Source organism: Rhizobium mongolense subsp. loessense (genome assembly GCF_900099775.1).
Taxonomy (GTDB): domain Bacteria; phylum Pseudomonadota; class Alphaproteobacteria; order Rhizobiales; family Rhizobiaceae; genus Rhizobium; species Rhizobium loessense.
In genome coordinates, this window is the sequence record NZ_FMTM01000001.1 from 340,598 (window position 1) to 364,287 (window position 23,690).

25 protein-coding genes are annotated in these 23,690 nt (G+C 60.5%); 11 read left to right on the top strand and 14 right to left on the bottom strand.

The window, feature by feature from the left end; all coding sequences use genetic code 11:
• The first annotated feature begins 151 nt into the window (after positions 1–151).
• The 3 genes from BLP23_RS01715 (at position 152) to BLP23_RS01730 (ending at position 3,801) form a co-directional block, all read left to right on the top strand.
• Positions 152–2,290 carry a transglycosylase domain-containing protein gene (locus BLP23_RS01715; protein ID WP_092583273.1) on the top strand — a complete coding sequence of 713 codons (2,139 nt, stop codon included), beginning with the start codon at positions 152–154 and terminating at the stop codon, positions 2,288–2,290.
• A 379-nt stretch (positions 2,291–2,669) separates the two neighbouring features.
• The gene (locus BLP23_RS01725) at positions 2,670–3,257 is read left to right on the top strand and encodes a DUF1214 domain-containing protein (protein WP_092583275.1); all 588 of its coding nucleotides are present in this window, start codon (positions 2,670–2,672) and stop codon (positions 3,255–3,257) included.
• Positions 3,250–3,801, top strand: coding sequence for a DUF1254 domain-containing protein (locus BLP23_RS01730; protein WP_022714549.1), 552 nt, complete (start codon positions 3,250–3,252; stop codon positions 3,799–3,801). Before BLP23_RS01725 ends, BLP23_RS01730 begins: the two co-directional genes overlap by 8 nt.
• A gap of 9 nt (positions 3,802–3,810) precedes the next feature.
• Here BLP23_RS01730 and BLP23_RS01735 read toward each other — a convergent pair whose 3' ends face one another.
• Entirely contained in the window at positions 3,811–3,990 is a 180-nt protein-coding gene (locus BLP23_RS01735; RefSeq protein ID WP_092583276.1) for a hypothetical protein, read from the bottom strand.
• 522 nt (positions 3,991–4,512) lie between these two features.
• Here BLP23_RS01735 and BLP23_RS01740 point away from each other — a divergent pair.
• A complete protein-coding gene (locus BLP23_RS01740; RefSeq protein WP_092584222.1) occupies positions 4,513–4,719 on the top strand; it encodes a hypothetical protein in 207 nt (68 codons plus the stop codon).
• Positions 4,720–4,947: 228 nt separating this feature from the next.
• Entirely contained in the window at positions 4,948–5,988 is a 1,041-nt protein-coding gene (locus tag BLP23_RS01745; protein WP_092583277.1) for a DUF2336 domain-containing protein, read from the top strand.
• Positions 5,989–5,993: 5 nt separating this feature from the next.
• On the opposite strand, the gene BLP23_RS01750 is transcribed toward BLP23_RS01745, so the two are convergent.
• From BLP23_RS01750 to BLP23_RS01760, 3 genes are all read right to left on the bottom strand, one after another.
• Positions 5,994–6,350: a DUF1491 family protein gene (locus BLP23_RS01750; protein WP_092583278.1), complete on the bottom strand. Its 357-nt coding sequence runs from the start codon at positions 6,348–6,350 to the stop codon at positions 5,994–5,996.
• 37 nt (positions 6,351–6,387) lie between these two features.
• A complete protein-coding gene (locus BLP23_RS01755) occupies positions 6,388–7,824 on the bottom strand; it encodes a methyl-accepting chemotaxis protein (RefSeq protein WP_092583279.1) in 1,437 nt (478 codons plus the stop codon).
• Positions 7,825–7,903: 79 nt separating this feature from the next.
• Positions 7,904–8,506: a TetR/AcrR family transcriptional regulator gene (locus BLP23_RS01760; protein WP_092583280.1), complete on the bottom strand. Its 603-nt coding sequence runs from the start codon at positions 8,504–8,506 to the stop codon at positions 7,904–7,906.
• Between the two features lie 302 nt (positions 8,507–8,808).
• Between BLP23_RS01760 and BLP23_RS01765 the strand changes: the two genes are divergently transcribed.
• Entirely contained in the window at positions 8,809–9,444 is a 636-nt protein-coding gene (locus BLP23_RS01765; RefSeq protein WP_167363817.1) for a TetR/AcrR family transcriptional regulator, read from the top strand.
• An 84-nt stretch (positions 9,445–9,528) separates the two neighbouring features.
• Here BLP23_RS01765 and BLP23_RS01770 read toward each other — a convergent pair whose 3' ends face one another.
• From BLP23_RS01770 to BLP23_RS01780, 3 genes are all read right to left on the bottom strand, one after another.
• Positions 9,529–10,626, bottom strand: coding sequence for a porin (locus tag BLP23_RS01770; protein WP_022714540.1), 1,098 nt, complete (start codon positions 10,624–10,626; stop codon positions 9,529–9,531).
• A gap of 374 nt (positions 10,627–11,000) precedes the next feature.
• Complete coding sequence (locus BLP23_RS01775) at positions 11,001–11,768, bottom strand: TetR/AcrR family transcriptional regulator C-terminal domain-containing protein (protein ID WP_139187023.1); 768 nt, start codon at positions 11,766–11,768, stop codon at positions 11,001–11,003.
• A gap of 415 nt (positions 11,769–12,183) precedes the next feature.
• A complete protein-coding gene (locus BLP23_RS01780) occupies positions 12,184–12,822 on the bottom strand; it encodes a class I SAM-dependent methyltransferase (protein ID WP_092583283.1) in 639 nt (212 codons plus the stop codon).
• Positions 12,823–12,982: 160 nt separating this feature from the next.
• Between BLP23_RS01780 and BLP23_RS34905 the strand changes: the two genes are divergently transcribed.
• Both BLP23_RS34905 and BLP23_RS01790 read left to right on the top strand, forming a co-directional pair.
• The gene (locus BLP23_RS34905; protein ID WP_092584223.1) at positions 12,983–14,323 is read left to right on the top strand and encodes an Ig-like domain-containing protein; all 1,341 of its coding nucleotides are present in this window, start codon (positions 12,983–12,985) and stop codon (positions 14,321–14,323) included.
• A gap of 245 nt (positions 14,324–14,568) precedes the next feature.
• The gene (locus BLP23_RS01790) at positions 14,569–15,534 is read left to right on the top strand and encodes a phytanoyl-CoA dioxygenase family protein (protein WP_092583284.1); all 966 of its coding nucleotides are present in this window, start codon (positions 14,569–14,571) and stop codon (positions 15,532–15,534) included.
• An 86-nt stretch (positions 15,535–15,620) separates the two neighbouring features.
• Here the strand turns inward: BLP23_RS01790 and BLP23_RS01795 are convergent, their stop codons facing one another.
• The 3 genes from BLP23_RS01795 to BLP23_RS01805 all read right to left on the bottom strand — a co-directional run bounded on the left by BLP23_RS01795 (position 15,621) and on the right by BLP23_RS01805 (position 18,770).
• Positions 15,621–15,857: a hypothetical protein gene (locus BLP23_RS01795; protein ID WP_092584224.1), complete on the bottom strand. Its 237-nt coding sequence runs from the start codon at positions 15,855–15,857 to the stop codon at positions 15,621–15,623.
• A gap of 473 nt (positions 15,858–16,330) precedes the next feature.
• Positions 16,331–17,257, bottom strand: a complete 927-nt coding sequence (locus BLP23_RS01800) for a peptidoglycan-binding domain-containing protein (RefSeq protein WP_092583285.1) — start codon at positions 17,255–17,257, stop codon at positions 16,331–16,333.
• Positions 17,229–18,770, bottom strand: coding sequence for a sensor histidine kinase (locus tag BLP23_RS01805; RefSeq protein ID WP_092583286.1), 1,542 nt, complete (start codon positions 18,768–18,770; stop codon positions 17,229–17,231). The genes BLP23_RS01800 and BLP23_RS01805 overlap by 29 nt, the downstream gene beginning before the upstream one ends.
• Positions 18,771–19,222: 452 nt before the next feature.
• Here BLP23_RS01805 and BLP23_RS01810 point away from each other — a divergent pair, with 452 nt between their 5' ends.
• Both BLP23_RS01810 and BLP23_RS01820 read left to right on the top strand, forming a co-directional pair.
• On the top strand, positions 19,223–19,714 hold the full coding sequence (locus tag BLP23_RS01810) for a DUF5330 domain-containing protein (protein ID WP_092583287.1): 492 nt from the start codon (positions 19,223–19,225) through the stop codon (positions 19,712–19,714).
• 643 nt (positions 19,715–20,357) lie between these two features.
• The gene (locus tag BLP23_RS01820) at positions 20,358–20,780 is read left to right on the top strand and encodes a SufE family protein (RefSeq protein WP_092583288.1); all 423 of its coding nucleotides are present in this window, start codon (positions 20,358–20,360) and stop codon (positions 20,778–20,780) included.
• Between the two features lie 8 nt (positions 20,781–20,788).
• On the opposite strand, the gene BLP23_RS01825 is transcribed toward BLP23_RS01820, so the two are convergent.
• The 4 genes from BLP23_RS01825 to BLP23_RS01840 form a co-directional block, all read right to left on the bottom strand.
• Complete coding sequence (locus BLP23_RS01825) at positions 20,789–21,145, bottom strand: hypothetical protein (RefSeq protein WP_092583289.1); 357 nt, start codon at positions 21,143–21,145, stop codon at positions 20,789–20,791.
• 3 nt (positions 21,146–21,148) lie between these two features.
• Complete coding sequence (locus BLP23_RS01830) at positions 21,149–21,385, bottom strand: hypothetical protein (RefSeq protein WP_092583290.1); 237 nt, start codon at positions 21,383–21,385, stop codon at positions 21,149–21,151.
• 2 nt (positions 21,386–21,387) lie between these two features.
• Positions 21,388–21,693 (bottom strand): hypothetical protein, encoded by a 306-nt coding sequence (locus BLP23_RS01835; protein ID WP_092583291.1) that lies wholly within the window; start codon positions 21,691–21,693, stop codon positions 21,388–21,390.
• A gap of 361 nt (positions 21,694–22,054) precedes the next feature.
• The gene (locus tag BLP23_RS01840; protein ID WP_092583292.1) at positions 22,055–22,513 is read right to left on the bottom strand and encodes an Rrf2 family transcriptional regulator; all 459 of its coding nucleotides are present in this window, start codon (positions 22,511–22,513) and stop codon (positions 22,055–22,057) included.
• A gap of 172 nt (positions 22,514–22,685) precedes the next feature.
• Between BLP23_RS01840 and BLP23_RS01845 the strand changes: the two genes are divergently transcribed.
• Positions 22,686–23,579: an NAD(P)/FAD-dependent oxidoreductase gene (locus BLP23_RS01845; RefSeq protein WP_092583293.1), complete on the top strand. Its 894-nt coding sequence runs from the start codon at positions 22,686–22,688 to the stop codon at positions 23,577–23,579.
• Positions 23,580–23,690 lie beyond the last annotated feature (111 nt).

Sequence of the window (23,690 nt, forward strand, 5' to 3'; positions counted from 1 at the left end):
GTGAGACGCCCTCAATTCTCTTGTTATCGGCCGCCAAATCAATCAATTATTCAGCATGCTTCGTTTATCGAAGAGCGCAATGCCGAAGGATGGCTGTGCTCTGACGCCTGGCTCGCCAGCCGTCAAGCGCGATCGGGCGGGAATATAGAACGTGCAGGATCCGGACAATCCAGAAGAACGCCCGCGCAGGAACCGGCACATCCTGCTGAAGATCGATTCATGGATCGATTCCACCCTCTGGAACGCCGGTTTTCGTTCCGCCGAGATCTGGGAAGACGTCACCATCTTTTTCCGCCGCTTCCGCGTGCGCGGCTGGAAACGCTTCGTCTTCGAACTTAGCGGCGAAGCGTTAACGCTCGGCGCTGCCGGGTCGGTTCTGATGCTCCTCCTCGCCCAGCCTGCCTTCGAGGCTACCAAGGAAGATTGGCGCAATCGCGGCGATTTCGCCGTCACCTTCACCGACCGCTACGGCAATGTCATCGGCCACCGGGGCGTCATCCACCAGAATTCGGTGCCCATCGACGAATTGCCTGATTCGCTGATCAAGGCGGTGCTTGCCACCGAGGACCGCCGCTTCTTCGACCATTTCGGCATTGATTTCATCGGCCTGTTCCGCGCCATGAGCGAGAATGCCCGCGCCGGCGAAGTCGTCCAGGGCGGTTCGACGCTCACGCAGCAGCTTGCCAAGAACCTTTTCCTGTCCAACGAGCGCTCGATCGACCGCAAGATCACCGAAGCCTTCCTGGCGCTCTGGCTCGAAGCCAACCTGTCGAAGAAGGAGATCCTCTCCACCTATCTCGACCGCGCCTATATGGGCGGCGGCACCTTCGGTGCGGCGGCGGCCTCGCAGTTCTATTTCGGCAAGAACATCACCGACGTGAACCTCGCAGAATCGGCCATGCTTGCCGGCCTCTTCAAGGCGCCGGCGAAATATGCGCCCCACGTCAATTTGCCGGCGGCGCGCGCGCGCGCCAACGAAGTGCTTACCAATATCGTCCAGAGCGGATTGATGACCGAGGGCCAGGTGATTGCCGCCCGCCGCAGTCCGGCGACGATCGTCGACCGCAACGAGCAGGAATCGCCCGATTTCTTCCTCGACTGGGCCTTCGAGGAGGTTCAGCGTCTTGCCGCCCGCTTCCACCAGCATTCACTGATCGTGCGCACCACGATCGATATGGGTATCCAGAAGGCGGCGGAAGATGCAATCGAGACGTCGCTGCGCGAATATGGCGAGTCCTTTCACGCCAAGCAGGGCGCGATGGTGATGCTTGAAAACGGCGGTGCGGTGCGCGCCATGGTCGGAGGGCGGGACTACGGCGAAAGCCAGTTCAACCGCGCGACGCGGGCGCTGCGCCAGCCGGGCTCCTCCTTCAAAGTCTATACCTATGCGGTGGCGATGGAGAGCGGCATGACCCCGCAGACCACCATCGTCGATGCGCCGATCTATTGGGGCAACTGGAGCCCGCACAACTACGCGAACCGCTATGCCGGGCGCGTCACGCTCGAAACGGCGATCGCGCAATCGATCAATACGATCCCGGTGCGGCTTGCCAAGGACAAGCTTGGCATCCAGCCGATCCGCGCCATGGCCAAGGCGATGGGCATCGAATCGCCGGTGCGCGACGACGTGACAATCCCGATCGGAACGTCGGAAGTCACGGTTCTCGACCAGGCGACGGCTTATGCGGTGTTTCCGGCGGGCGGCTATCAATCACGTCGCCATGGCATCGCCCAGATCCTCGATTACGGCGGCGACGTGCTCTACGATTTCGACCGCGACGAGCCGCCGGCCAAGCGCGTGCTGTCGGAAAAAGCCGATACCTACATGAACCAGATGCTGACCCGCATTCCCTATTTCGGCACCGCCCGCAAGGCAGCGCTCGACAACGGCATCCTCACCGGCGGCAAGACCGGCACGACGCAGGCCTATCGCGACGCCTGGTTCGTCGGTTTCACCGGCAACTACACCTGCGCCGTCTGGTTCGGCAATGACGACTACACCTCGACGAACAACATGACTGGCGGCTCGCTTCCCGCCATGACCTTCAAGCGCGCCATGGATTACGCCCACCAGGGCATCGTGCTGCGCCCCATCCCCGGCGTCGAAAACCCGGCGCCGCCGGCCAAAGACACCGCCAAAACCACCGCCGCCAAACCCGAAGACAGCATCCCACAGCTCATCCGTCCCCGCATGCTCTCGGTGGAATCGACCAGGATCCTCAAAGACCTCGGCGAAAAGCTGAAATCCGCCCCGCCGCTCGAAGCGCAGAAGGTGGCGAGCGCAGGGTAGGTTTTACTGCAAGGAGGTTGGTGTGGCTTCGTGTTCAGGCCCACGAACCTCGTCCTGCGCTCGTCACAGAAACCAAACCACGGTGCGTCCGCGCGGCGAAGAGCCTCATAGCCCATGCAGGTAATTGCGAGATGTCACCCAATTCGACATCCATCGCCCGATTGAACCCATGTCATGTCGCACTTGTCGTCCACAACGTCATCGGTGACACTGCGACAGCGCCTGCAAATCGTCGCTCGTCTTTGGCATGGTAGCTCCCCTTCCCCCACATATCACCCCAATCCTCCACCGCGTATTCGGCCGCGCCCGCGCCCGCACCATTCCACCCTGCCGGAATCAATGCTAACCCTTTCGCCTGATTTGTTTCCAAGGGCATACAGTGTTTCGATTCCCGCTTTTTATCGCGATCACGCTGATTGTCGCTTTCGGCGGCGGGATCGTGGTTTCGCTCTATGCGCTGGACGCGACGCAAGGGTTTGGTGCGATCAAGCTCGGCGCCTGGGAAGCCTTTCCCGAATTGCAGACAGCCGATGCCGATCCCTATGCGAAGTCCCACCGCGCCCGCGCCGGCAAGCTGCTTTATGGCAGCGCCGAGGGGCTGGCATTCACGGCGAGCGTCGACGACAGCGGCGAGCGGCTGAACGCGGCCTGCAGCTATCGCATCAGCGGCCAGACACCGCCTGCCCGGCTGTGGACCCTGTTTACTTCCGACAATAGCGGCAATCCCGCCTCCATCCGTCCCGGGCTGCCGGCGGCGCTGAATTCCTGGACGATCCTGCGCCAGGCCGACAGCAGCTTCACGATCGACATTTCCGCCAATGCAAGACCGGGCAACTGGCTGGCGCTTCCCGCCGCCGGCACGTTCCGGCTGGTGCTGACGCTGTTCGACACGCCTACTGCCGGAAGTTCGGGCGTCATCGATCTCGCTATGCCGAGGCTTACGAAGATCGGATGCGGCCATGCTTAGGCTGATATTCTCAATCCTGACCGGCCTCTTCGGCGCCGCACTGCTGCACCTCGTCATCATTCTCGCGCTGCCGCACTACACCGGCAGGGACGCCCAGACGCGGGTGCTTGCTGAGGGCGATCCGAACCGCTTCTATCTGCTCTCAGCACAGAACGACGATGCGGGGCTTGCAAACAGCGATCCTTTCCTGCGCACCGCCGTCTGCGCCTTCGAGCTGGAAGACAACCCCGTCCGCTTCACGGCAAAAGGCAACGTGCCTTTCTGGTCGATCGCCGTCTATGACGGTGCATCGAACGAAGTCTTCAGCATGAACGACAGGACGTCTGTGGGGGGAGCGCTGGATGTACTCGTCGCTACGCCGATCCAGCTAACCGGTTTGCGCAAATCGCTGCCTGCGGAGCTGCAGCCGACCATTCTTGTCGAGATGAGCCATCCGCAAGGCTATGCGGTGCTCAGAACGCTTGCCCCGCAGGCAAGCTTCGATGAGGCAGCCAGAAGCTTCCTCGCGGGCGCCGGCTGTGAGGCCTATGCACCCGCCGACTGAGGCTCGGCCTCACTCGTTCTCTACGCGGTTTTCCACACGCGATGCGCGCTGCGCCGCGCACTTCGGCATCTCCGGGAGGCGCTCGTAACGTACACCCGTAAACAGCAGAATCTGAGCCTTGACCGGCTCCCTTTCCTTGCGGCGTGGCGCCTGTGGCCGCCGGTCCGACAATGCGACTACTATGGCCATTCTCGTCTCCATGCACTGCCCGAGACGGATGAACGTGAGCGGATTTCACCCTGCCCGCCTGCACGGGCCAGCGCGTCCTGCGGCGCCGGATATTCCGGACCGAGGGCATTCGCGCCTTTCTCACGGCACCTATTCGAAATACCGTGAAGCGGAATCTTGACGACCGAAGCACTCAATCGCGCCGTTCCTATCCGAATTGAGACACACGATAGTTAACAGTTTACTAATATTGCAGGCTCGCGGCGTCTGCACGACACCGGTTACTAAACGCCGTTAACAGCCGTTTGGTTTCAATCGGACGAGAGCAAAAGCACAAATATAATTTAATAATTATTTCAACTACTTAAAAGCATCACTCGGCGGATCTCCGGGAAAACGCGACTGTTGCATATTTGCGTCACAAAAGAATATTTAATTGCAGCCGCCCCATTTAAGCGTATCGTGTTTATACCAGGCGAGTTTCAGGGCAACGGCCGGTTGGGAGACCAAGTGTGCTCTTAGCGCAAGAACGGAGGGCAGATGATGTCTTTGATGTTGAACTCGTCATATTCTCCGGAAGACCTCGATGTGCTGAGATGCGCATTGGACGCATGGTGCGCTGAAAAGCGGATCGATATCAAAAGCACCGAAGCGCGATTTGCCGCCTCTGCCGCCCTCGATCTTTACCAGGCAGGCCATACCGATAGCGAAACGCTGCTGACGGCCGTGCGTTCGCACAAAGGTCTTTGAACTGCATCCCGAGGAGTGCCGGGGGCGCCTTGCCGTTGCGAGGCGCTTTTTCATTGCGCCAGCGACCCGTCATGATGCACGTGTTGCGTGCATCATCGTCGCGCATTTGATTAAAATCTTCAGCAACCGTTAACCGTGCCGGTGTAGGATTTGTTCATCTTCGCATGGGTTGATGTGCGTTCCGCCAGCGCATGAGGGCCCGAGTTCCGCGTTTCCCAGGGTGTTCGTGTGCGTGACCGGTTTCGAGACCTAGAGGGGCCCCTGGCCATCCGGAATAAGGATGTGGTATTGATGGCGACAGTCAGCAGCTTCGAAGGATTGGCGCATCCCACCCGATCCGAGCTGCGCCAGTTCGCCGAACTGTTCATGCCGCTCTTTCAGGCCTCTTCCGACGAAGCGCGCCGCCAGGCGGTTGCCGCACTTTCCCAGTCCAAGAACATCCCTCCGGCCGTTGCCCTCTTCATCGGCAGCCAGCCGATCGCAATCGCCGCGCCGTTCCTGACGGCCTCGCAGGCAATCGACGACGATATCTTGATCATCATCGCCCGGTCGCAGGGAACTGCTCACGCCCGGGCGATCGTCAGCCGCGACAGCCTTTCACCGAAGGTCATCGACGCGCTTGTGGCGCTGCGTCATGCCGAGCCGCGCCAGACTGCAACGGCCGCAGTTGCCGAAGAGCCGGCAGAAGCGCTTGCGCTCCCGCCGACCGCTGCTTCGATGGAGGCGGCCGACTTCGTCGAGCGCCTTGCCAGCGAAGAGGCGATGCGCGAACGGATCAAAGGGCTGGCACGACATCTCGGACGCAATGACGGCAACCGCCTCGGCCTGCGCACGCTGTCCGACATCCAGGAGGCCCTGCTCGTCCGCTTTGCCCGCGCACGGGAGGCTGAGTCCTTCGCAACCGCGCTTGCCGATGCGCTTTCAGCCAGCCGCTGGCTTGCCGAGCGCATCATGCTCGATCTCTCGGGCCAGCAGCTCGCAACGACACTGACCAGCCTCGGCATGGGTTTTCTCGACGCCGTCTTCGTGCTGGAGAGATTGTATCCGCATCTTGCCGAGCCGCAGCACAACGTGACTCGCGCCTGGATGGTGCTGGATGGGCTCGATCCGGAGGAATGCCATCAGCGGGTCGAAGCCTGGCGGCGCGCCGACAGCTATACTTACAAGCCGGAAGACCAGGCGCGGGCGGAGCAAGCCGCCGCTTCCGCCTCGAGCGCCGTGCGCCAGGTGCCGCCGGCACGCGATATCCGCATCGTCGGCCGCCGATAAGAACTTTAGAGAGGGTTCTTCAGCTCGTCGGCCAGCGGCACGATCTCCGCGACATCGTCGGCTTCGAGCTCGACGATCCAGAGATCCGGATCGAACTTGCGCTCGCGGTCGAGCAGTTCGCGCACCTCCTCGGCCTCCGCTTTGTCCAGCCGGATTTCAAAAAGACGCATGCCGCTCTCCTCCTCATCGAAGAAGCTTTGCGGCGCAGGCGCGTAAAGCGTTTCGAGCCCGTCGCGGAAATGCTGGCGGATGAAGATGGCACCCGCTTCCTCCGCCCCCTTCTTTTCAATAGCGGCGAAATCGCCCCTAGCGAAAACGCGGCGCACGAGGGCGGAAACGAAGATGTCGGTGCGCAATCTCATGGGCGCGGTATAGACTGGCGGAGTGCGGGCGGCAACGCTAGACCTTTACCGCCAGCCTCAGCCCGCCCCAATGCCGCCCGCGGACGGTGATCGGCGCGGAGATATCCTTCATCATCACGAAACTGCCGCCGCCCATGTCGCGGCGATAGGTCTGCACGAGGAAAGCTGCTGTGCTTTTTCCCGCGGCAAGGCCGACGCGGTCGTTGAAGATGCGCCGGTTGCGGCAGTTGGCGGTGTTCCACACCGTATCGCCCGGCCGCTGGGGTTCGGAGAATCTCCGGTTGTGCGTCGGCAGATAGCCGTTCTCATCGACCGCCGCGCAAAAGGCGATGCGCTCGTCGCTGGCTGCGACGGGCTCCTGGATCGGCGGCAGGACGCGGTCGGTGAGTTCCGTGAAAGCCGCCATGAGCTGCACCGGATCGGTTCCTGGGATCGGCCGGTACTGCCGGTTGAACAACGCCTCGAAGCCGATGCGGCCTTCGGCGACGGCATGTTCGAAGACGTCGGAAATCGCGGCGGCCACGCCTTGCGCCTTGGCAATCCAGAGGCTGTCTGCCGTTTGCACACCGGCGCTGGCGGTCAACTGCACCAGTTTCTCGGAAAGGCCGACGACGCTGTCGACGCGCTTTGCGGCGTGTTGGAGCTTCACGTTGGAATTCAGCACTTCGGCCGACATCTCGCCGAGCTTGGCGACGAAACCGGCGCATTGCTGGTCGACAGCCTCGGTGGTCCTTGCCATCACCGTGGAGCTGTCGAGGATCCGGGTGATCACATGCTCCATCTTGCCGAATGCGCCGCGCATCGCTTCGGACTTGTCCTTGACACCGGCAGCACTTTCGCGCGCACCACTGCCTGCCGCCGAGAGACGGTCGATCCTGATGCGCAGTTCGTCCAGCGTTTCCTGGATGGAGCCGGTCGCCTTGGAGGTCTGCAGCGACAGCGCGCGGATTTCGGAGGCGACGACGGCAAAGCCCTTGCCCGCCTCGCCGGCGCGTGCCGCCTCGATCGCGGCGTTGAGCGCCAAAAGGTTCGTCTGCCGCGCGATGGTGCTGATCTCTGCGGCAACCTTGTCGACGTCGGCAAGCGATTTGGAGAAGGTATTGATCTCGGCGCTGATCTCCTCGGAGGACTCCACCATATGGCCGATCTCTTCGACCGATCCCGACAGGCGGCCGGCCGATTCCTTCAGCATGTGCCGAGCCTCAACTGCCGTTCGGTCGGTCTCGTTGAGCGACACGGCAACTGCCCGGTTCGTCTCGGCGATCGAAAGTGCTGTCCGCGTCACATCGTCGAACGCCGTCGCATGGCGCGCCGACATCGACGCCATGTCCTGGATGGCGCCGGCGATATCGACGAGATCGATACCGAGCGTGGACGCCTCTTCCGCCAGTCTGGAAAGGACATGTCGCAAAGCCTCCGCGCTGTGCTCGTCCGGCTCATCTGCAACCACCTCCACCGTCTTCAGCGCATACATGACCCCGGCTCCCCAAGTAACTTAGGAAAGCTTCAGGTAATATGGTTAATAAGTTGCAAACGAAACGGGCGGCTTAGACTTAGGTTGTAGGGCGCGCGCCCCAATCGGGGCAGTTCTTGCGCTGCGCATCCGGCTTTCTGGTGGTTGCCAAAAGCTCAGACCTCAGCTTCTCCGGATCGGTGATCTTGATCTTATAAAGATGGGCGAGCCAGATGCCGTCGGCAGCCAGGCGCGCGATCTTCAAGTGCGTATCGCCATCCGTCTCATTGTGGCGCTGCGCCCTTTCCTCGACCCAGCTTGCCATGAGATCGCGCAGATAGGGATCCGTCAGCGCCGAAATCGTCAGCGGCGCCCATTGGCCGCCCTTGGCGCATAGATTGTTTTGGAAGACCGAGTTGACGTAAGCGCGCGTGAACGCACCATAGGGTTCGGGGTCGTTGGCCATACGGGCATCGATATCGTCATCGATCGCTTCAAGGAGTTCCCCGAAGACGGCGTCGATCAGGTCCTTCTTGCTCGGGAAATGATGGATGAAGCCGCCCTTGGTCACGCCCGCTGCATCGGATACGGCCTGAACGGTCACGGAGGCAAGCCCTTCCCGCACGGCAAGTTTTGCCGCTTCATCTATCAGGGTCCGCTTGACCAGCTCCGGCTGTTTCCTACGCCTGTACGAACTTTCCATCGTCTATCTCTTGCCCCCCGGCACGCAACCAAGTCACGCAATCAAAGCGTGCCGCGCGATGGCGATGTGTATGGCCACAAAATAACATCTGTATTGCTTCGGGCAAATTCTTTTGAGAAGCTTGAGACCGTAACGCGACGGTGACAATGCGTGAGCGGGGCGTGAGCGGGGCGTGAGCGGGGCGTGAGGGGGGCGTGAGGGCCGCGCGGCGGATGAGAGGGGGCCAGACGGCCTGTACCCGCCAGGCCGGTTCATGTATCAGTCGAGGCCGGGGTGGGAAAAATTACAAGCGATGAGGGATCGTGAGTTCAAAAACTGGGGAAAATGTAAAGAGGCCGCGCGGTCGTCCTAAAAGCGTGGACACCGATCAGCGACGAGATGAGATAATCGGCGTGGGATGCGATGTCTTCATCGAATACGGATACATCAATACGACGGTTGATGTGATAGCGGCCAGATGCGGTATTTCCAAAAGAACCTTCTACGAGTTCTTCAACGGAAAAGCCGACCTCCTGCGGGAAATACTGAAATCTCGAAGCGATTCCATTTTTTTCTTACCTCAAATTGATGACCAGCTTCCGCTGGAGGAACACCTAGCCAGAATCTTCTTTATCGATGGAGACGGTGCGGCAGACGCGGCCGGCATGAATGACTACTTCATGATAGAGGTCGGCTGGGAAGCGGCGGAACAAGTTGGGGAATTGCGGGACGATTTCCGCCTTGCACGTGCAAAGCTCGCCAAATGGCTCAGGCAGATGGAGCAAAAGGGCCGTATAAAGGTTGCTGACGCAGACGCTGCAGCCACCATGCTGATCGGCGTCGTCTTCGGGAGCTTGAGCATCGACCGGGCGGAAATGGATTTGGAAGAACGCGCGGAACGGACTCGAGTCTATCTTCGTTCGAGCCTTAAAATATTCGCCAAGGGGCTGACCGCCTGAATTGAAGAAGAGCCCGGCTGGGATACCGGGCTCTTCCCTCGAAACTGATCAGAGGTCAATTCAGATCAGTTTTATCGCGTTTGATTAGAAGTCGCGCTGCAGCCGGAAGAAGCCTTCGACCCAGTCCTGATCCGCCGCGTTGTCGTGATCGTCCGAAACATAGGTTGCAGTGAGCTTTGTTGAAAGGTTCTCTACGACCTTGTAATCGAGCGTAACGCCAGCACGCAGCTCGCTACCGCTGTCCCAGCTGCCACTCGCATCGGCATCGATGTTGTCGATGTACTGAACTGCAGGGGTGACCGTGAACTTGTCGGTTGCCTTGAGCGCGTACTGAGCAGCCACGGACCATTCGCCGGCGTCGTAGTAGCCGTTGAAGCCCTGATCGCCCAGACCGGTGGAATAGATACCGGCAACCGAGAGCGTGCCCGGGCCAACGTCAACGCCGACCTTTGCGAGTACGGCGCCTTCCTGGGCGTCGGTGTCGTAAGCGCCGATAATCGCATAGGTGAAGCCGCCGACCTTACCGCCGATGGAACCGTCGATACCGAGGTTGTTGGCATTTCCGCCCTCTGTCTGAACCAGCTCTTCGAGGGCGATGCCGGCATAGAAGTCGCCAGCATCGTACTGATAGCGGATGGAGTTCTGCTTCGTCGAACCATCAAGGGTTGTCATGACGTCGGTTTCGCCCGAGAAGTCATCATCCCACCAGTTGGCGAACTTACCGACACGGAAGCCGGCGAGATCGATGTAAGCCTCGTCGATGCCCGTGCTGTCCTGAGAACTGCCGAACGTAGAAGATGCTCCAGCTGAACGAGCGTCGCTGTCAACTTCGTTCGGACGGAAATTGGATTCAAGAATGATCGCACTCGTCAGAACGCCGTATTCCGTATCGCTCTTTGCGATGACGTTGATATGCGCACGCGTGCGGGCATCCCAGTCCTCAGAGCCGTTGTTCTTGAATGCGTCGCCAGCACCGAAGCCAACGTCAAAACGGATGTAGCCGCCGATCTGTAGGCAGGTTTCGGTGCCCGGGATGTAGAAGTAGCCGGTGCCGTAAGCGTCGCAGACGCGGACGTACTCAACCGGTTCCGGTTCGGCAGCGACGATGGCGTCGGCGGCCTGAGCACCGGATACTACTGCGAGGGCAGCAGCGGAGCCGAGAAGAAGGCTCTTAATGTTCATTTTTGTCTCCGTTCCAGAGGCCAACCCCAAGGTTGGCTCTTGCTAGCGCGATGGATGCGGTCCCCTGAAATTTCAGTCCGCCAGACGTTGCCAGGGCAATTTGCTCCGGCAACGCAGCCCTTAGAACAGGCGATGCGCCAGCCCGTCAATTATTTAATAAACGTGTTCGTACCAAAAATAATTTCGAACAGTGGACGTTGCATTTTTGCCACAATCAGACTTGGCCAAGCCACCGTTTCGCGATCAATGATTGTCCTTCGTGGGCAAGTTAAAGGGGTCGCTGCGAGGAATTCCAACAAAAGAAAGCCGAACTCCACCGCCACTCAAAATGGGGTGGTGAACAGCAGCCGGCGGTGCCCTATCGGCTCTTCCGGTCAGGCGGCCTCTTTACAGCGGCAACCTCTCACGAAGAGGTGGATGCACCCTTTGAGATAGCCAATAAGACTCGATCTGTCCGGCAAGCCGCCACCTGCGGCCATAAAGGATGCCATTCCTCCAAACATCATCGAGATAAGCATCGTTGCCGCGTGGTCGGGGTCTTCGATGTCAAGCACGCGCTTTGCATCCTGGAACGACAGCCAGTCAGCGAGCTGCGCTATTGCTCTTTGGCCGTTATAGTCCTGCGCCTCTCGCTGCAATCTCGGAGCGGAGGGATAGAGCGCGCTAATGCATGCCATGATCTTTCGTTCGGCTTCGACCGGATCGGCTTGATCAAGATGGAAGATCACCATCAACACATCTTCAGGAACCCGCGTTTCATCCAGTGGACGAGGAAGCTGCAGGAGTCCGCGCGGAGGGGCCACGCGCGAAGTGCTCCACTGAAGAGCAAAGCCCGTGATGTATTTTCGTGCTCGTGAATTCAATGATCGGGTGATCGAGGCGAACCGGGAAATGTCGGAGTAGACAACCTCGAAAGTGAGGTCCTTCGACCCTCGAAGGAGCCGAAAAGTCTGATCGCCCCCTAAGTGAAACTCAGCCACGCTCGATTTGGCGATCGCCGGATAGAGCGACGAGAAATGGTCCAAAAGAACCTTGTAGAGCCGCGGGTTGTCCGCGCTGCTCAGGGAGGCGATTGATCTGTACATGGCGCGATCAGCAATATGTGTTTCGGATAGAGCGCTGCCGGAATCTTGAAACAACATTCGGGCTATCCCGGCTGGCAAAATCTTTGAGATGGCCGGCCATGGGCCGTCGGCCAACAGTATCAGACAGAAAAAAGATACCATACGGCCGGTATCTTTCAAGCGAAGTTGAGCACGGTCTCAAAACGTACCTCTTCGCCAGCCAGCGGCCGATGACAATCAAAATTACATTTCGATATTGCCCTAACGAATTTCAAGGCCCTGCAGGCACATTGCCTTCGCAATTTTTTTGCAGTGCGAAAGCCGGCACGCCATGGTCAAGTCGCCTAATTTCTTTCAGGTTTCGAGGCTCCATCGCCTTGGCTTTCACACGCACGACAGAATGGGACGCGACAACTCGCCGCGATTGGCGCGCACCAATAATCTGATCGATGCGGCGGTGGTGGAGGAGCCGGCGCGCCGGAGTCTCGGATCTTCAAGCAAACGGCTCCGCGCTACCGACCTTCTCGAACGTGCTGAATTGGAATCGCTGCACCGATCCCGATGGGGTCGTGTGCTCATGCCGGCGCGTTGCGGCAAGCTTGAACCCGTTGCCGAGAACAGCCTGCAGGCTTTCCGCATCGTAGCGGGCGACCGGCAGGCCGCTGCATTTTTCCGGTCCGTCGGGCGCAAAGGTGCCGATCACGGCTTTGCCGCCATTCTTGAGAGCCTGCCCCAGCACCCGAACATAGGCCTTTTGGTCGGCCGCCCCCGTCAGGAAGTGAAAGGCGGCGCGATCGTGCCAGAAATCATACTGGCGGCCGGGCGTCCAGGCGGTCATGTCCGACACAATCCACTGCACGCGCGTTGCATCTGTCAGTCGCGCCTTTGCCGTCTCGATGGCTGCGGCAGACAGATCGAGGACGCTGACATGGGCCTGGCCGGATGCCACAAGAGCATCGACCAGCCGCGAGGTCCCGCCGCCGATGTCGATCACGGACATGTCGGGCGTCAGCCCGGCTTGATGCAGCAGAACCATCGAAAGTTCCGGCGCATCTTCGTACCAACTGACTTCGCTCTCCGCCTTGGTCTTGTAGACAGCCTGCCAATGGGCTTTCAGGTCACTTGTGGACATACCCACTCCTTTTTGAGGAAGAAAGTTTACCAGATTTCGAGCGAGCATGCCGAAGGAAGCGTCAACCCCATCGCCGAGCTTGATCGGTCCGCATCCCAGCCTATCTTGCCTCTCGGTGAAGATGTCCGCAGCGCCGTTTCCCTGCAACGAAGGAAATACGATGCCCACTTTGAGCAATGGCAGTGAGCTTACCGTATGGGAAGACATCAACAACGAGAGCCCCGATGCGATCCTTTTCAGCATAACGGAAACTGACGGCGACGTCCTCGGACCGGGGGCTGCGCATACAGATTATCCGTACGGCTGGGTCGATCTTGCCTCAGTCGACGTGTTCGACGGCTTCTTTACGGTCACCACCTTCACCAACGACGGCAGGACCGAGATCTTCACGACGGTGGAAACTTTCGTCTTCGACAACGAAGGCCGTTATATCCGCACGCTGTCCGACCAGGCGGCCTTTCTTTCGACTGAGATTATCTCCGTCACTGCCGAAAGCCCCAACGACGTAGTGGTGACATGGCAGGGCGCCAACGAATATTTCGGCGGCGAAAACACCCAGTACGGCCCGCATCAGATTATCCTGGAAGGCGGTGCGCTGCAGCCTGACACCTTCGTCAACCATGCGCCCACCGCCGCCGACATGACCTTCTCGCTTTCGCCGGGCCAATCGCTCGACGACATCACTTTCAGCGCGTCGGATGCCGATTTCGACCTGTTGAGCTTCGTCATCGTGGACGGGCCGGACCATGGCACGCTGCAGCAGGAAACGCGATATGAAGCAGGCTACTATCCGTTTCATCAGGGCCAATATGTGGGCAGCCTGCACTATCACCAGGACTACCTGAACGGTAACCTCTTCGACTATTCTCCGGCGGCCGGCTTCACCGGCACCGACAGTTTCACGGTTTACGCCACCGATGGCCAGGGCAACAGCAATCTGGCGACGATCACCATCATGATCGTGCCGCCGGCCGAAGAGATCACGCTCACCGATGCGAAAGACGTCGCCAGCTATGGGGCTTACGATCACCCGGTTCTGGTCGCCGCGATGGGCGGCAATGACCGGATCACCGGCAGCCGGTTCGACGATACCGTTGATGGCGGCGCTGGCAAGGACCGCCTGCACGGCGGCGGCGGCGACGACACTCTCAACGGCGGAACCGGCCGCGACACGCTCGCCGGCGGGGCGGGCGGCGACGCCTTCGTTTTCGACGCCGAGCCCGGCCGGGCGAACTGCGACAAAATCCTCGACTTCAGCTCCGCTGACGACGTCTTCCGGCTGGACAGCTCCGTGTTCGCCGGCGTTGTGGCGGGCGCGCTCGACCCCGGGGCCTTCGCGAAGGGCACAGTCGCGCTGGATGAGGACGACCACATCATCTACGACACATGCTCCGGCCGCCTGCTCTTCGATTCCGACGGGAGCGGCGATGCGGCCGCAGTGGCGTTTGCGGCCGTGAGCCACGGCACATCGCTTGCCGCCGACGACTTCCATTTCTTCTAGGCGCCGCCCCAACCGGCTTTAGCACCAGGCTCGCCGTCCGTTTGTTGCCACATATAGACGGGCTCAGCTTCGTTGCCCGTCGGGACCCAGTGCCCCGAAATTCGTCAATTTATTCAAATAGTTATTAACCATATCGCAGGCTGCAATTTCCATGCTGCATTGCATCATGATCCAAAACCACCTACCGTAGGCCGGCGCCACGGGGAAAAACGCCATGGGAAACCATGTTCGAATAAGGATGTCAGATGCTTGATGCGCCCAAATCTAAGCCGAAAGACCTCGAAGCCATTGCCCGCACAGGCGGGCCCCTTCGCCGCATGGCAGCGCGCGTACCAACCTACTTAACCGACCTCAAGGAAAATCCTGCCTGGCTGCCGATGTTCCTGCTGGCGCGCACGATGCCTTTCCGTCGCGCCCATTGGCTGACCGCCAGACCTGTTCCGTCTTCGGCAACAGCAGCACCGTCAATGTTTGGCGGGATCAAGGCGGAGAACGCCGCCGCGGAATTGCGAAGGAATGGCATCTTCACCGGCCTCACTTTGCCACCAGCCATCCATGAGGAAATCGCCCGTTTTGCACGCGAGACCCCGTGTTTCGGCAATTTCGAGCGCAAGGTCGAGTTTCTCGCCGGAGAGCATGCTGAAGCCGAACGCCGCTTCGGGCGCACGATATTGAGCGGCCATCATTTCGAGCGGGTTCTGCAATGCAAGGCAGCGGTCGCCGTGCAGCAAGACCCGCTGCTCCTCAGTATCGCGCGGCACTACCTCGGCGGCGAGGCGAAATTGATCACAACGCGGACATGGTGGAGTTTCCCGACGAAATCTGCCTCGGAAGCCGATCTGAGCCGCGCCTCGTTCAAGTTCCACTTCGATCTCGACGACTGGCGAATGCTGAAATTCTTCTTCTATCTGTCCGACGTCGATGCGGATGCCGGTCCCCATGTCTATGTTCAAGGCAGCCACAACCGCCGCCGGATGAAGCATCAGTTGACGCTGCTTGTCGGACATTCGGCCGAGGACGTGCTTGGCTTCTACGGCAAGGAGAGTGCGGTCACGCTGACCGGAAAGGCGGGCACCGGCTTTGTCGAGGATCCCTTCGGCTTCCATATGGGAACGCTCGCCAAGCATACGCCGCGCCTGATGATGGAAGTCGGATTTGGCGTGTCGAAGCCGTCGAAGCGCCGGTATCACGGCGAGCCGGTGATCAGATAACCGTCCCTGGATTTCCGAAGCCGGACCGGCTGGACCGGCTTCGGCTGATTGGATGTGCTCTTGGCAGAACGGCCCGCCGTTGCGGTTCAGGCCTCCGGGCAACCGTCCCGCAATTTACGCCATGTCGTGACGTTCAGCTCCATCTCGCAGCGCGCGAGATACGACGCCCCACCCACCCTGATGCAGGCGGTCTGGCCAAGCTCGTACTTCGTGCCATCCCGATTGCGGCAGGTGCAGCGCGAATCCGGGTGCGCCGCAGCCACGCTCGCTGCGGCCAGGGCCAACGATACCGTTGCAATCAATTTGGCGTGCTGCCGTTCCATCGACTGAGCATAGCGCAAATGTTCGCAGTTGGCACGCAGCAAGGTGGCTTCCTGCCCGAATGGTGGCAGCTTCAGTAAGCGCTAAAGTGCCGACGGGCGTGAACGTGTCGGCCCAGACGGCTCAGCATGCCAGACGGAATTCTCCGCTCTTTATCACGTCGATCACTTGCCGCAAGATTTCCTCCCGGCTCACCTTCCGCCGGAAGAATATGCCGTCCAAGCTCTCCCAGCGAAGGGAGCTTGTGGTAGAGCTCCGCGATTGCCCGGGACCGGTCAGCCTATTCGGCGACGCTCCCGGCAACGCCGGATCACCTCGTCGAGCGCCGGAAGCAGACCGACATCGTGAAGCGGCGCGGAAAGCGCCTTGAACGATGCCAGCAATCAGAAGTCGTCGGAGTGAAGATTTCACATTGGACGAGCCTTGATGCCGGCGTGTAACGTCCGCTTCCAGCGCGAGGCCCCCTCACCCAGCCTCAAATCGCGCCGATTTCCTTCAACTTCTTCAAAACCGCCTCGTTGGGCTCGCCGGTCTCAGGCAGGTTGTAATGCTTCTGGAAGCGGCGGATGGCAGTGCGGGTCTGTTCGCCGGCGACACCGTCGACGCCGACATTGGCGTAGGCCATGTTTGAAAGGCCCTTCTGGATTTTCAGCACCAGATCGACGTTGGCGAGCTCGGATGAGGGAACCTGCTTCGGGCCGGCGGCGGTCTTGATCTGCTTTTCAGCGCTGCGGATGGCGGCGGCGACCGGATCCTCGGCCGAGGCTTTCGAGGTCACATCCTCGCGCGGCTTCTCGGCGGGAACGGCAGACGGACCGATGGAATCGGTCTTGAGGGCGGCAAGCACCTCCGGCGTCGCATCGCCGCTCGGCGGCATGCCGACGGTTTCCTCGAAGAAAAGGATCGCGGCGCTGGTGCGCGGGCCAATGATTCCGTCGGCCGTGCCGTTATAGAGGCCGCGGCGGATGAGCTCCTCCTGGATGTCCATGACAAGCTGACTGGGCTGTTGGCCGGGTGCTGCAGCCGGCGGCGTCGCATTGGTGGTGGCGGCAGCGCCTGCCTCGCCCGCACGTTCGATCTTGAAGGTCGTGACGTCGCCTGGGTGCGGCTCTTCCACGGCCGGACGGCCGATCGAGAAGGGCGCTAGCACATCGCGGGTGCGGAAGAAGGGATGCGGATGCGTACCCGGCTGATACCAGAGCGCATTGGCGGCAACGAAGCTGAAGATGACGACAAAGGCGGTGGTACCGCCTGCGACCGAAGGATTGCGCGCAATGACGCCACCGAGCACGGATGCGCCCGTCATGCCCACGCCGCCGAGAGCGGCAGCCCCTGTGAGAAGCAGGCTCGGCTGATGCCGGCCTCTCCTTCCCTTAGGCGATTTTCGCTTGCGCGCGGCCATCGAAAAGCCCCTCTTCCAGCCCGGCGACATTCGTCGCCGCAATTTTCAGGCGCGGCGGGAAATCGACGGCCCGGTCCTTTTCCGCATGCGCGGCACCGGCGCCGGAACCATCCGCCGCGATCGAAATGGTGATGATCGTGCCTTCGCCGGGAACGCTGGCAATCGCGAAGTGACCGCCATGCAACGCCACGAGTCCCTTCACCAGCGACAGGCCGAGGCCGGTCCCCTCGTAATGACGTGTATAATCGTTCTGCACCTGCATGAAGGGCTGCCCGAGCGATTCGAGCCTGTCGGCGGGAATGCCGATGCCGGTGTCGCTGACGCAGATCTGCAGGATGCCGTCGCGCACCGCCGCATCGACGGTGACGGCGCCGCCGGCATCGGTGAACTTCACAGCGTTGCCGACGAGATTGATGAGGATCTGCTGAATGGCGCGCTGGTCGGCGACAACCTCGTCGAGGCCGCGCTGGATGCGGCTCGTCAGCGTCACACCCTTGCCCTTGGCCTGCAGCGCAAGCATCGCCTCGCAGGAGCGGACCGAGACGCCTATATCGAACGGTTCGAGCAGCAGCTCATAGCGGCCGGCCTCGATCTTGCTCATGTCGAGCATGGTGTTGACGACGGAAAGCAGGTGCGCGCCGGACTCGCGTACCAGGGTCACGTATTCGCGCTGGCGCTCATTGTCGAACTTGCCGAAATATTCTCCGAGCAAGATATCCGAGAAGCCGAGGATGGCGTTCAGCGGCGTGCGCAGCTCGTGGCTGACGGCGGCGAGGAAGCGCGACTTGGCATCGTTGGCGGATTCGGCATCGGCCGCCCGGCTTTGGGCTTCCATGCGCAGCTGCTGTTCGACGGAGACGTCGCGAAGCTGGGCGACGACGGCTAGGAGCTCGCCGTCCTCATCGCGCCGTGCCGTCATGTCCATTCTGAGATGTGCGAACTGGCGAAGATCAAGGGAAACGCAGGGGCGGTCGAGGCGAAGGTCGACGCTGGCGCACGCCTCGCCCTGGCGCAGCCGGTCGAGCGCCTGCAGGACGAAGATGCGGTCGGAGACATGCACCTGCTCGATGAAGCCCCTTCCCTTCGGGTCGCGCATCCAGGCGAGGAACTCGCGGCTGTCGCGGCCACCGGCGGTGGTGACGTTGCCCTGCGGATCGAGGAAGAGGACGAGGCCGACGCTGTTTTCCAGGAAGAAGTCTTCCGCGGGTGCCGTGGCAACGGCCGACACAACGGCGCTCTGGCGGGCAAGCGCGATGCTGCCCACGGCTGAAAAAAGGAAGGCAGCACAGACGGTCGCGACACCTGCAGGCAGTGCCACGGCCGGGCTGGTGACGAAGGAGAGGCCGGCAGGCGCAGCGATCAAGGCGGCGCAAGAGAGGAAGACGAGCCGGCGCAGGATCGCAAGCTCGCGCTCGGCAACAGCTTCGCCGCTTCCCGTGCGGGAAAGCCAGCCTGCCGCTGCCCGGTCCACGAGGGCTGCCGCCCGTCCGCCAATGTCACTCAATACGCGCACGCAATACCCGCCGAAAAGGCTGTTTACACAGTGCGGACAATAGGCCCCGGCGGCTTAAGGAAAGGATAAGGCAAAGCGGCTCTCCACAGCCCAAAAGCTGTAAAAATCCCATTTTGAGCCATCCGCAGGGCCCTTTGGTTTTTGTGGTTAATAGCGGGTAAGCGATGGATTTCGCTCGCATTTCGGCTTTTCGTTAACCTTTGCGGCACGCTGCCCTTAGGGAATCCCTGCAATTCCAGGCAGCCCACTGCGCCATGCTTAACCCCGATGGCTACAATTTGACTGAAATGCGGTCACAATGCCTTTATTTAAAATTCGAATTAAATTTGCCGCAAATGCCGTGGAGTTTCGAAAAGTGGCATTCGCATTTCCCCGCTAGGGTGAAAGCACACCGGAAAACCGGCCTGATTCGGCGAGAAGACCGGACGGGAAAAACAGGATGGGCAACGACAATGTGGTTTCTGATCAAAGGATCGTTCTGGTTCGGCCTCGTGCTGGTCCTCTTGCCGCTCTTCAGCTCGGAGAGCTCGACGCGCCTTGCCAACGACCCGCAAATCCAATTCTTTGACGCCTTCACCGCCGCAAGTGGCGCCTATGATTATCTCACCGGCATGTGCAACGAGAAACCGGAGGTCTGCGCCAAGGGCGCGGAAACGCTCACCGCCCTCGGCTACCGGGCCCGCGAAGGCGCCCGCGTCGCTTATGAGCTGCTGGACAGTCAGTTCTCGGACGAGAAGGCACCGGCTCTGAAGCTTGCGGAGGCGACGCCGGCCGCACCGCTTGCCGAAGCTCCCGTTGCAGCCACTGCTCCTTCCGCAAAAGAGCAGAGGGCTGCCGCTCTGAACCAGCCGATGCCCTACCGCGCGCCGGTGGAGGACGACCCGATTTCCGACAAGGTCGTGACCGGCGCCATTCCCTTGCCGACACCGAAGCCGGTCCTTTAGGAATTCCGCGGAGTTCTCCGCCCCAACCTTGCACCGGCGATCCGCATGATACGGAGACGCCCGTGCCTGACGTGCCTGCCCTGTTTGATTTCAGCTTTTTGCTGCGCCGTGAGGATGCCCATCCTTCACGGCGTTTTTTTATGCGTTGGAGGGATACGCGGCCTGGCGGCGAAGGCGGCCTTTGAACTTGAGGCCGCGCAACTTGAGGCTGAAGAGTGATCTTGTCGCCCCCGGCGAGTTCGAGTGCCTGCGCATATAGAAGACGATGTCGAACTCACCGGCCTTGCTTTTGAGGAAGTGAAGGAATGAGGATCAGGATACCGTGGGCGTCGTCATTCCCGGCATGGCCAGTGGCATCGGCATGACGATCCTGAGCGGCGCGCGCCCCGCAATGCGCCCGAACTTCACCGCCTATCCTTCGCGCGCCTCACGGCCTCGGTGCCCGCCTACTTGTCGCGCTGCTGGTGTGGCATGCCAAAGCTGCCCTCTATCACCAGTTCGTTCGCAGCGATGGGCTGCTCCGGCCGATGTGATACGGCGGCTGACCCCAAGGCGTTTGCCGCCTGGCGGACGTTTTTCTTTTTAATGGTTCAAAAGCGACGGCAGTTCACCTATATCACTCACAATAGTGAAAGGCCCGCTTATGGCATCTCTCGACGAGATCATCGACGACTTCTCCTTCCTCGACGACTGGGAGGACCGCTACCGCTATGTCATCGAACTCGGCAAGGGGTTGCCGGACCTGCCGGACGACAAGAAGACGTCCGCGAACAAGGTGATGGGCTGCGCCAGCCAGGTCTGGCTGGTGACGCATCCCCAGGGCAATCCTGAAAATCCGGTGCTGGTCTTCGAGGGCGATTCCGACGCGCATATCGTGCGTGGCCTCGTCGCTATCGTGCTTGCTACCTATTCCGGCAAGAGAGCCTCGGAGATCGCGGGCCTCGATGCTTTCGATATCTTCTCGAAGATCGGACTTGTCGAGAACCTGTCGTCGCAGCGCTCTAACGGACTGAGGTCCATGGTGAACCGGATCCGGGAAGAAGCGCGGGTGCGTGTCGCGGCTTAAGCGCGCCGTCATTCGTGCGGCAATATGCTCGCCTCGCGCGGAAACAGCCTAATCAAGTGCGTCCGCTCCATCTGCAGCCGTGAACGGCCGGACATGATATTCTCTTCGAGACATAACGTGATGTCGTTAGCCAGAGCCTTAGGGATCTCGATGCCTCCGGCCTTGAGGATCCGATGCTCCATCGCCGAAAGGGAGCTAACGGCACCGTTGCAGCCGTCTGCGGAAAGTTCCGCCAGTCGTGTTCGGCGCTGGGCGGCATCGACGGTTTGAATGCGCTCCCGCTCCTGATAGGCAGCGATCTGTCCCCACGCCAGATAAAGCGCCGCGGCGGTGCAGAAGAACGCGATGAGAAGGCCGCTCCGCATGCGTCAAGCCTCCCGAACGGCGTTGCAGTTGGCCGCAATCGGCATCTCATGGGTGCCGGCTGCGACATGCATGATGTAACGCTCGGCGGCGTCAGCGAGAGCCAATGCAACCTCGCTCTGCAGCCACCCCGCGCTTTCGGCTTCAATCGCAATCTGCCTCGCCAGATGGTCGAAGACGCAGGCGCACTCGTTCGCGCGCCGGGCATCGTCGACGTTGAAGGTTGGTGGCCTTATGTTCATGTTCAGTGGACGATCGCGGAAAGGGAGGACGGAAGGCCCTGAATGGCAAAACGGTGAAACGGCGGAACGGAAGGAGGCATGGCGACGACACGCTTTGCCTTGCCGAAGTGGCGATCGAGTTCACTTGCAAGCTCGGCGGGCGAGGTCGTGCCCGCCTGGAACAACTGGATGAGCAGCAGTGCCGCAGCATTAAAAGTCCGAGGCTTATCGAAAAGAATGTCGCCGGTATAGCCTGCATCGCTCAGCACCTGCTGCAGCATGCCAAGGTCCTCGCTTTTCAGGTATTTCATGGTGGATTCGGAAGACATGCAGTCCTCCTTTCGGTCGGGGCTAGGGCATGACCGCCCTCAGACAGCAGCGCCCGTGAAAATGGCTGCTGGAGGCCGGACAGTGCGCTTCCAGGCAATGCAAAGCAAACGATATCTTTCGCTTTCCCTTATATATCGTCACGCTGTTCGCGGCGCTGGAACGGACCGCTGCGCGATGCCCGCGGTCGCTTCAGGCTTTTGACCAAGGATCTACTTGCACGGAGTCTGAAAAGCGATGACGAGGAAGGTCGGTGATTTGTTTATTGCCTGCATTCTCCGGCGCGGATATTCCCGCCGGCCTTTCGAGCGGCCTTGAGGCGGAAACACGTTTGGTCCAGAAAATAGCCTCGAAGGGACAACTCTAGGAATGCTCCATTGCTAGAGAACAGTGCGCAGGCTTTGCCCATCGCTTGGAGGATTCTTCGGCAAGCGCGGCCAACGTGACCTGACCGAATTTCGCCAGCAAAATGGCTTCTGCCTCATGCATCGCCTCGGCAAGCGAAGCGTTGACGGCCTGTTCGATGACGCAGTTCGGATTGTCGCCCGCCAGTCCGATCGAGAAGAGTTGCGGCGCGCCCAAGGCATTGTGAATGCCGAGCAGGGTGATCTCCCCCAAAGGGCGCGCCAGGATCCAGCCGCCGCCGTGCCCCTTCTCGGACCGGACATACCCCTGATCTCGCAGGCCGGCCATGGTTCGGCGCACGACAACGGCATTGGTGCCCAGCATCGCTGCAATTGTTTCGGATGTTGCGGCGCCTTCGTGGCGATCCATGTGAACAAGCACATGCAGCATGCGGGATAAGCGGGTGTCGTGTCTCATGGCCTGGTTCAGCTCGTTTGCGGATCACAGATGTAACAGATACATGATCATGCAACAACGCTAGTTGCATGATCATTGACAAAGCCCTTTCACGTAACTTAACAAGTATCATGACTCATCCTTCGGCCGTCCGGCCGGGCGATGAACCGGAACGAACGTGAGAGGATCATTTATGCATTTCGACGTCATCATCATCGGCGGCAGCTTTGCAGGCATTTCAGCGGCGCTGCCGCTCGCCCGCGCCAGACGGAAGATCCTGGTGATCGATGCCGGTGAGCGCCGCAATCGCTTTGCCGCTGTCTCGCACGGTTTTCTAGGGCAGGACGGCCGTGAACCCGGCCTGATCGTATCCGAGGCCCGCCAACAGCTCGAACGCTATCCGACTGTCCACTGGCTGCATGCCAAGGCACAAGCCGCAAAGAGGACCAGCAATGGATTTGCCATCGAGATCGATGGCAAGCCTATGGAGGAAGGCAGGCGTCTGATCCTGGCAGCAGGGGTTGCAGATCGACTGCCCGCTATTCCAGGCCTGCAGGAACGTTGGGGAAAATCTGTCTTCCATTGCCCCTATTGCCATGGTTACGAACTGAACCAGGGGCGGATCGGCGTCATCGCATCCGGGGAGCATTCCATGCATCACGCCCTAATGCTTCCCGACTGGGGCGAGACGACTTTTTTCACCAACGGTATCGTCGTGCCGAATGCCGATCAGTCAGCGCAATTGCGTGCGCGCGCAGTCAAGGTCGAGACGACCCCAGTGCGCGAGATCGCAGGAGACCGTGCGGATGTTTGTCTAGACGATGGCAGGATTGTCGCAATGGACGGTTTGTTCACCCTGACGCGGACTTCAGTGCAAATTCCTTGGGCTGAGCAGCTGGGCTGCGCGCTCGAAGAGGGGCCGCTCGGCCAGTTCATCAGGACGGACGCCGTAAAACAGACCACCGCGAAGGGCATCTTCGCCTGCGGCGATGTAGCAAGAGCCGCGGGCTCCGTGGCTCTCGCCGTTGGTGATGGAGCGCTGGCCGGAACGGCAGCGCATCAGTCGCTGATGTTCGGGAACGATTGACGGCATCTTCATGTCGGCGACGCCTTTCTCGAGATGCGGGACAAGAACTTGAAGATCGCGATCGAGGGAACTTCAGGCGCCCGTCATCATGCTGGCCTCAATTGGGAGCCA

Excerpts from the sequence above, each read along its gene's own strand:
- BLP23_RS01835 (WP_092583291.1), bottom strand. The coding sequence starts at position 21,693 with ATGTCTTCCGAATCCACCATGAAATACCTGAAAAGCGAGGACCTTGGC.
- BLP23_RS01830 (WP_092583290.1), bottom strand. The coding sequence starts at position 21,385 with ATGAACATAAGGCCACCAACCTTCAACGTCGACGATGCCCGGCGCGCG.
- BLP23_RS34905 (WP_092584223.1), top strand. The coding sequence starts at position 12,983 with ATGCCCACTTTGAGCAATGGCAGTGAGCTTACCGTATGGGAAGACATC.
- BLP23_RS01780 (WP_092583283.1), bottom strand. The coding sequence starts at position 12,822 with ATGTCCACAAGTGACCTGAAAGCCCATTGGCAGGCTGTCTACAAGACC.
- BLP23_RS01790 (WP_092583284.1), top strand. The coding sequence starts at position 14,569 with ATGCTTGATGCGCCCAAATCTAAGCCGAAAGACCTCGAAGCCATTGCC.
- BLP23_RS01735 (WP_092583276.1), bottom strand. The coding sequence starts at position 3,990 with ATGGCCATAGTAGTCGCATTGTCGGACCGGCGGCCACAGGCGCCACGC.
- BLP23_RS01825 (WP_092583289.1), bottom strand. The coding sequence starts at position 21,145 with ATGCGGAGCGGCCTTCTCATCGCGTTCTTCTGCACCGCCGCGGCGCTT.
- BLP23_RS01840 (WP_092583292.1), bottom strand. The coding sequence starts at position 22,513 with ATGAGACACGACACCCGCTTATCCCGCATGCTGCATGTGCTTGTTCAC.
- BLP23_RS01750 (WP_092583278.1), bottom strand. The coding sequence starts at position 6,350 with ATGAGATTGCGCACCGACATCTTCGTTTCCGCCCTCGTGCGCCGCGTT.
- BLP23_RS01730 (WP_022714549.1), top strand. The coding sequence starts at position 3,250 with ATGCTTAGGCTGATATTCTCAATCCTGACCGGCCTCTTCGGCGCCGCA.
- BLP23_RS01760 (WP_092583280.1), bottom strand. The coding sequence starts at position 8,506 with ATGGAAAGTTCGTACAGGCGTAGGAAACAGCCGGAGCTGGTCAAGCGG.
- BLP23_RS01775 (WP_139187023.1), bottom strand. The coding sequence starts at position 11,768 with ATGTTGTTTCAAGATTCCGGCAGCGCTCTATCCGAAACACATATTGCT.
- BLP23_RS01770 (WP_022714540.1), bottom strand. The coding sequence starts at position 10,626 with ATGAACATTAAGAGCCTTCTTCTCGGCTCCGCTGCTGCCCTCGCAGTA.
- BLP23_RS01755 (WP_092583279.1), bottom strand. The coding sequence starts at position 7,824 with ATGTATGCGCTGAAGACGGTGGAGGTGGTTGCAGATGAGCCGGACGAG.
- BLP23_RS01795 (WP_092584224.1), bottom strand. The coding sequence starts at position 15,857 with ATGGAACGGCAGCACGCCAAATTGATTGCAACGGTATCGTTGGCCCTG.
- BLP23_RS01810 (WP_092583287.1), top strand. The coding sequence starts at position 19,223 with ATGTGGTTTCTGATCAAAGGATCGTTCTGGTTCGGCCTCGTGCTGGTC.
- BLP23_RS01800 (WP_092583285.1), bottom strand. The coding sequence starts at position 17,257 with ATGGCCGCGCGCAAGCGAAAATCGCCTAAGGGAAGGAGAGGCCGGCAT.
- BLP23_RS01740 (WP_092584222.1), top strand. The coding sequence starts at position 4,513 with ATGTCTTTGATGTTGAACTCGTCATATTCTCCGGAAGACCTCGATGTG.
- BLP23_RS01820 (WP_092583288.1), top strand. The coding sequence starts at position 20,358 with ATGGCATCTCTCGACGAGATCATCGACGACTTCTCCTTCCTCGACGAC.
- BLP23_RS01845 (WP_092583293.1), top strand. The coding sequence starts at position 22,686 with ATGCATTTCGACGTCATCATCATCGGCGGCAGCTTTGCAGGCATTTCA.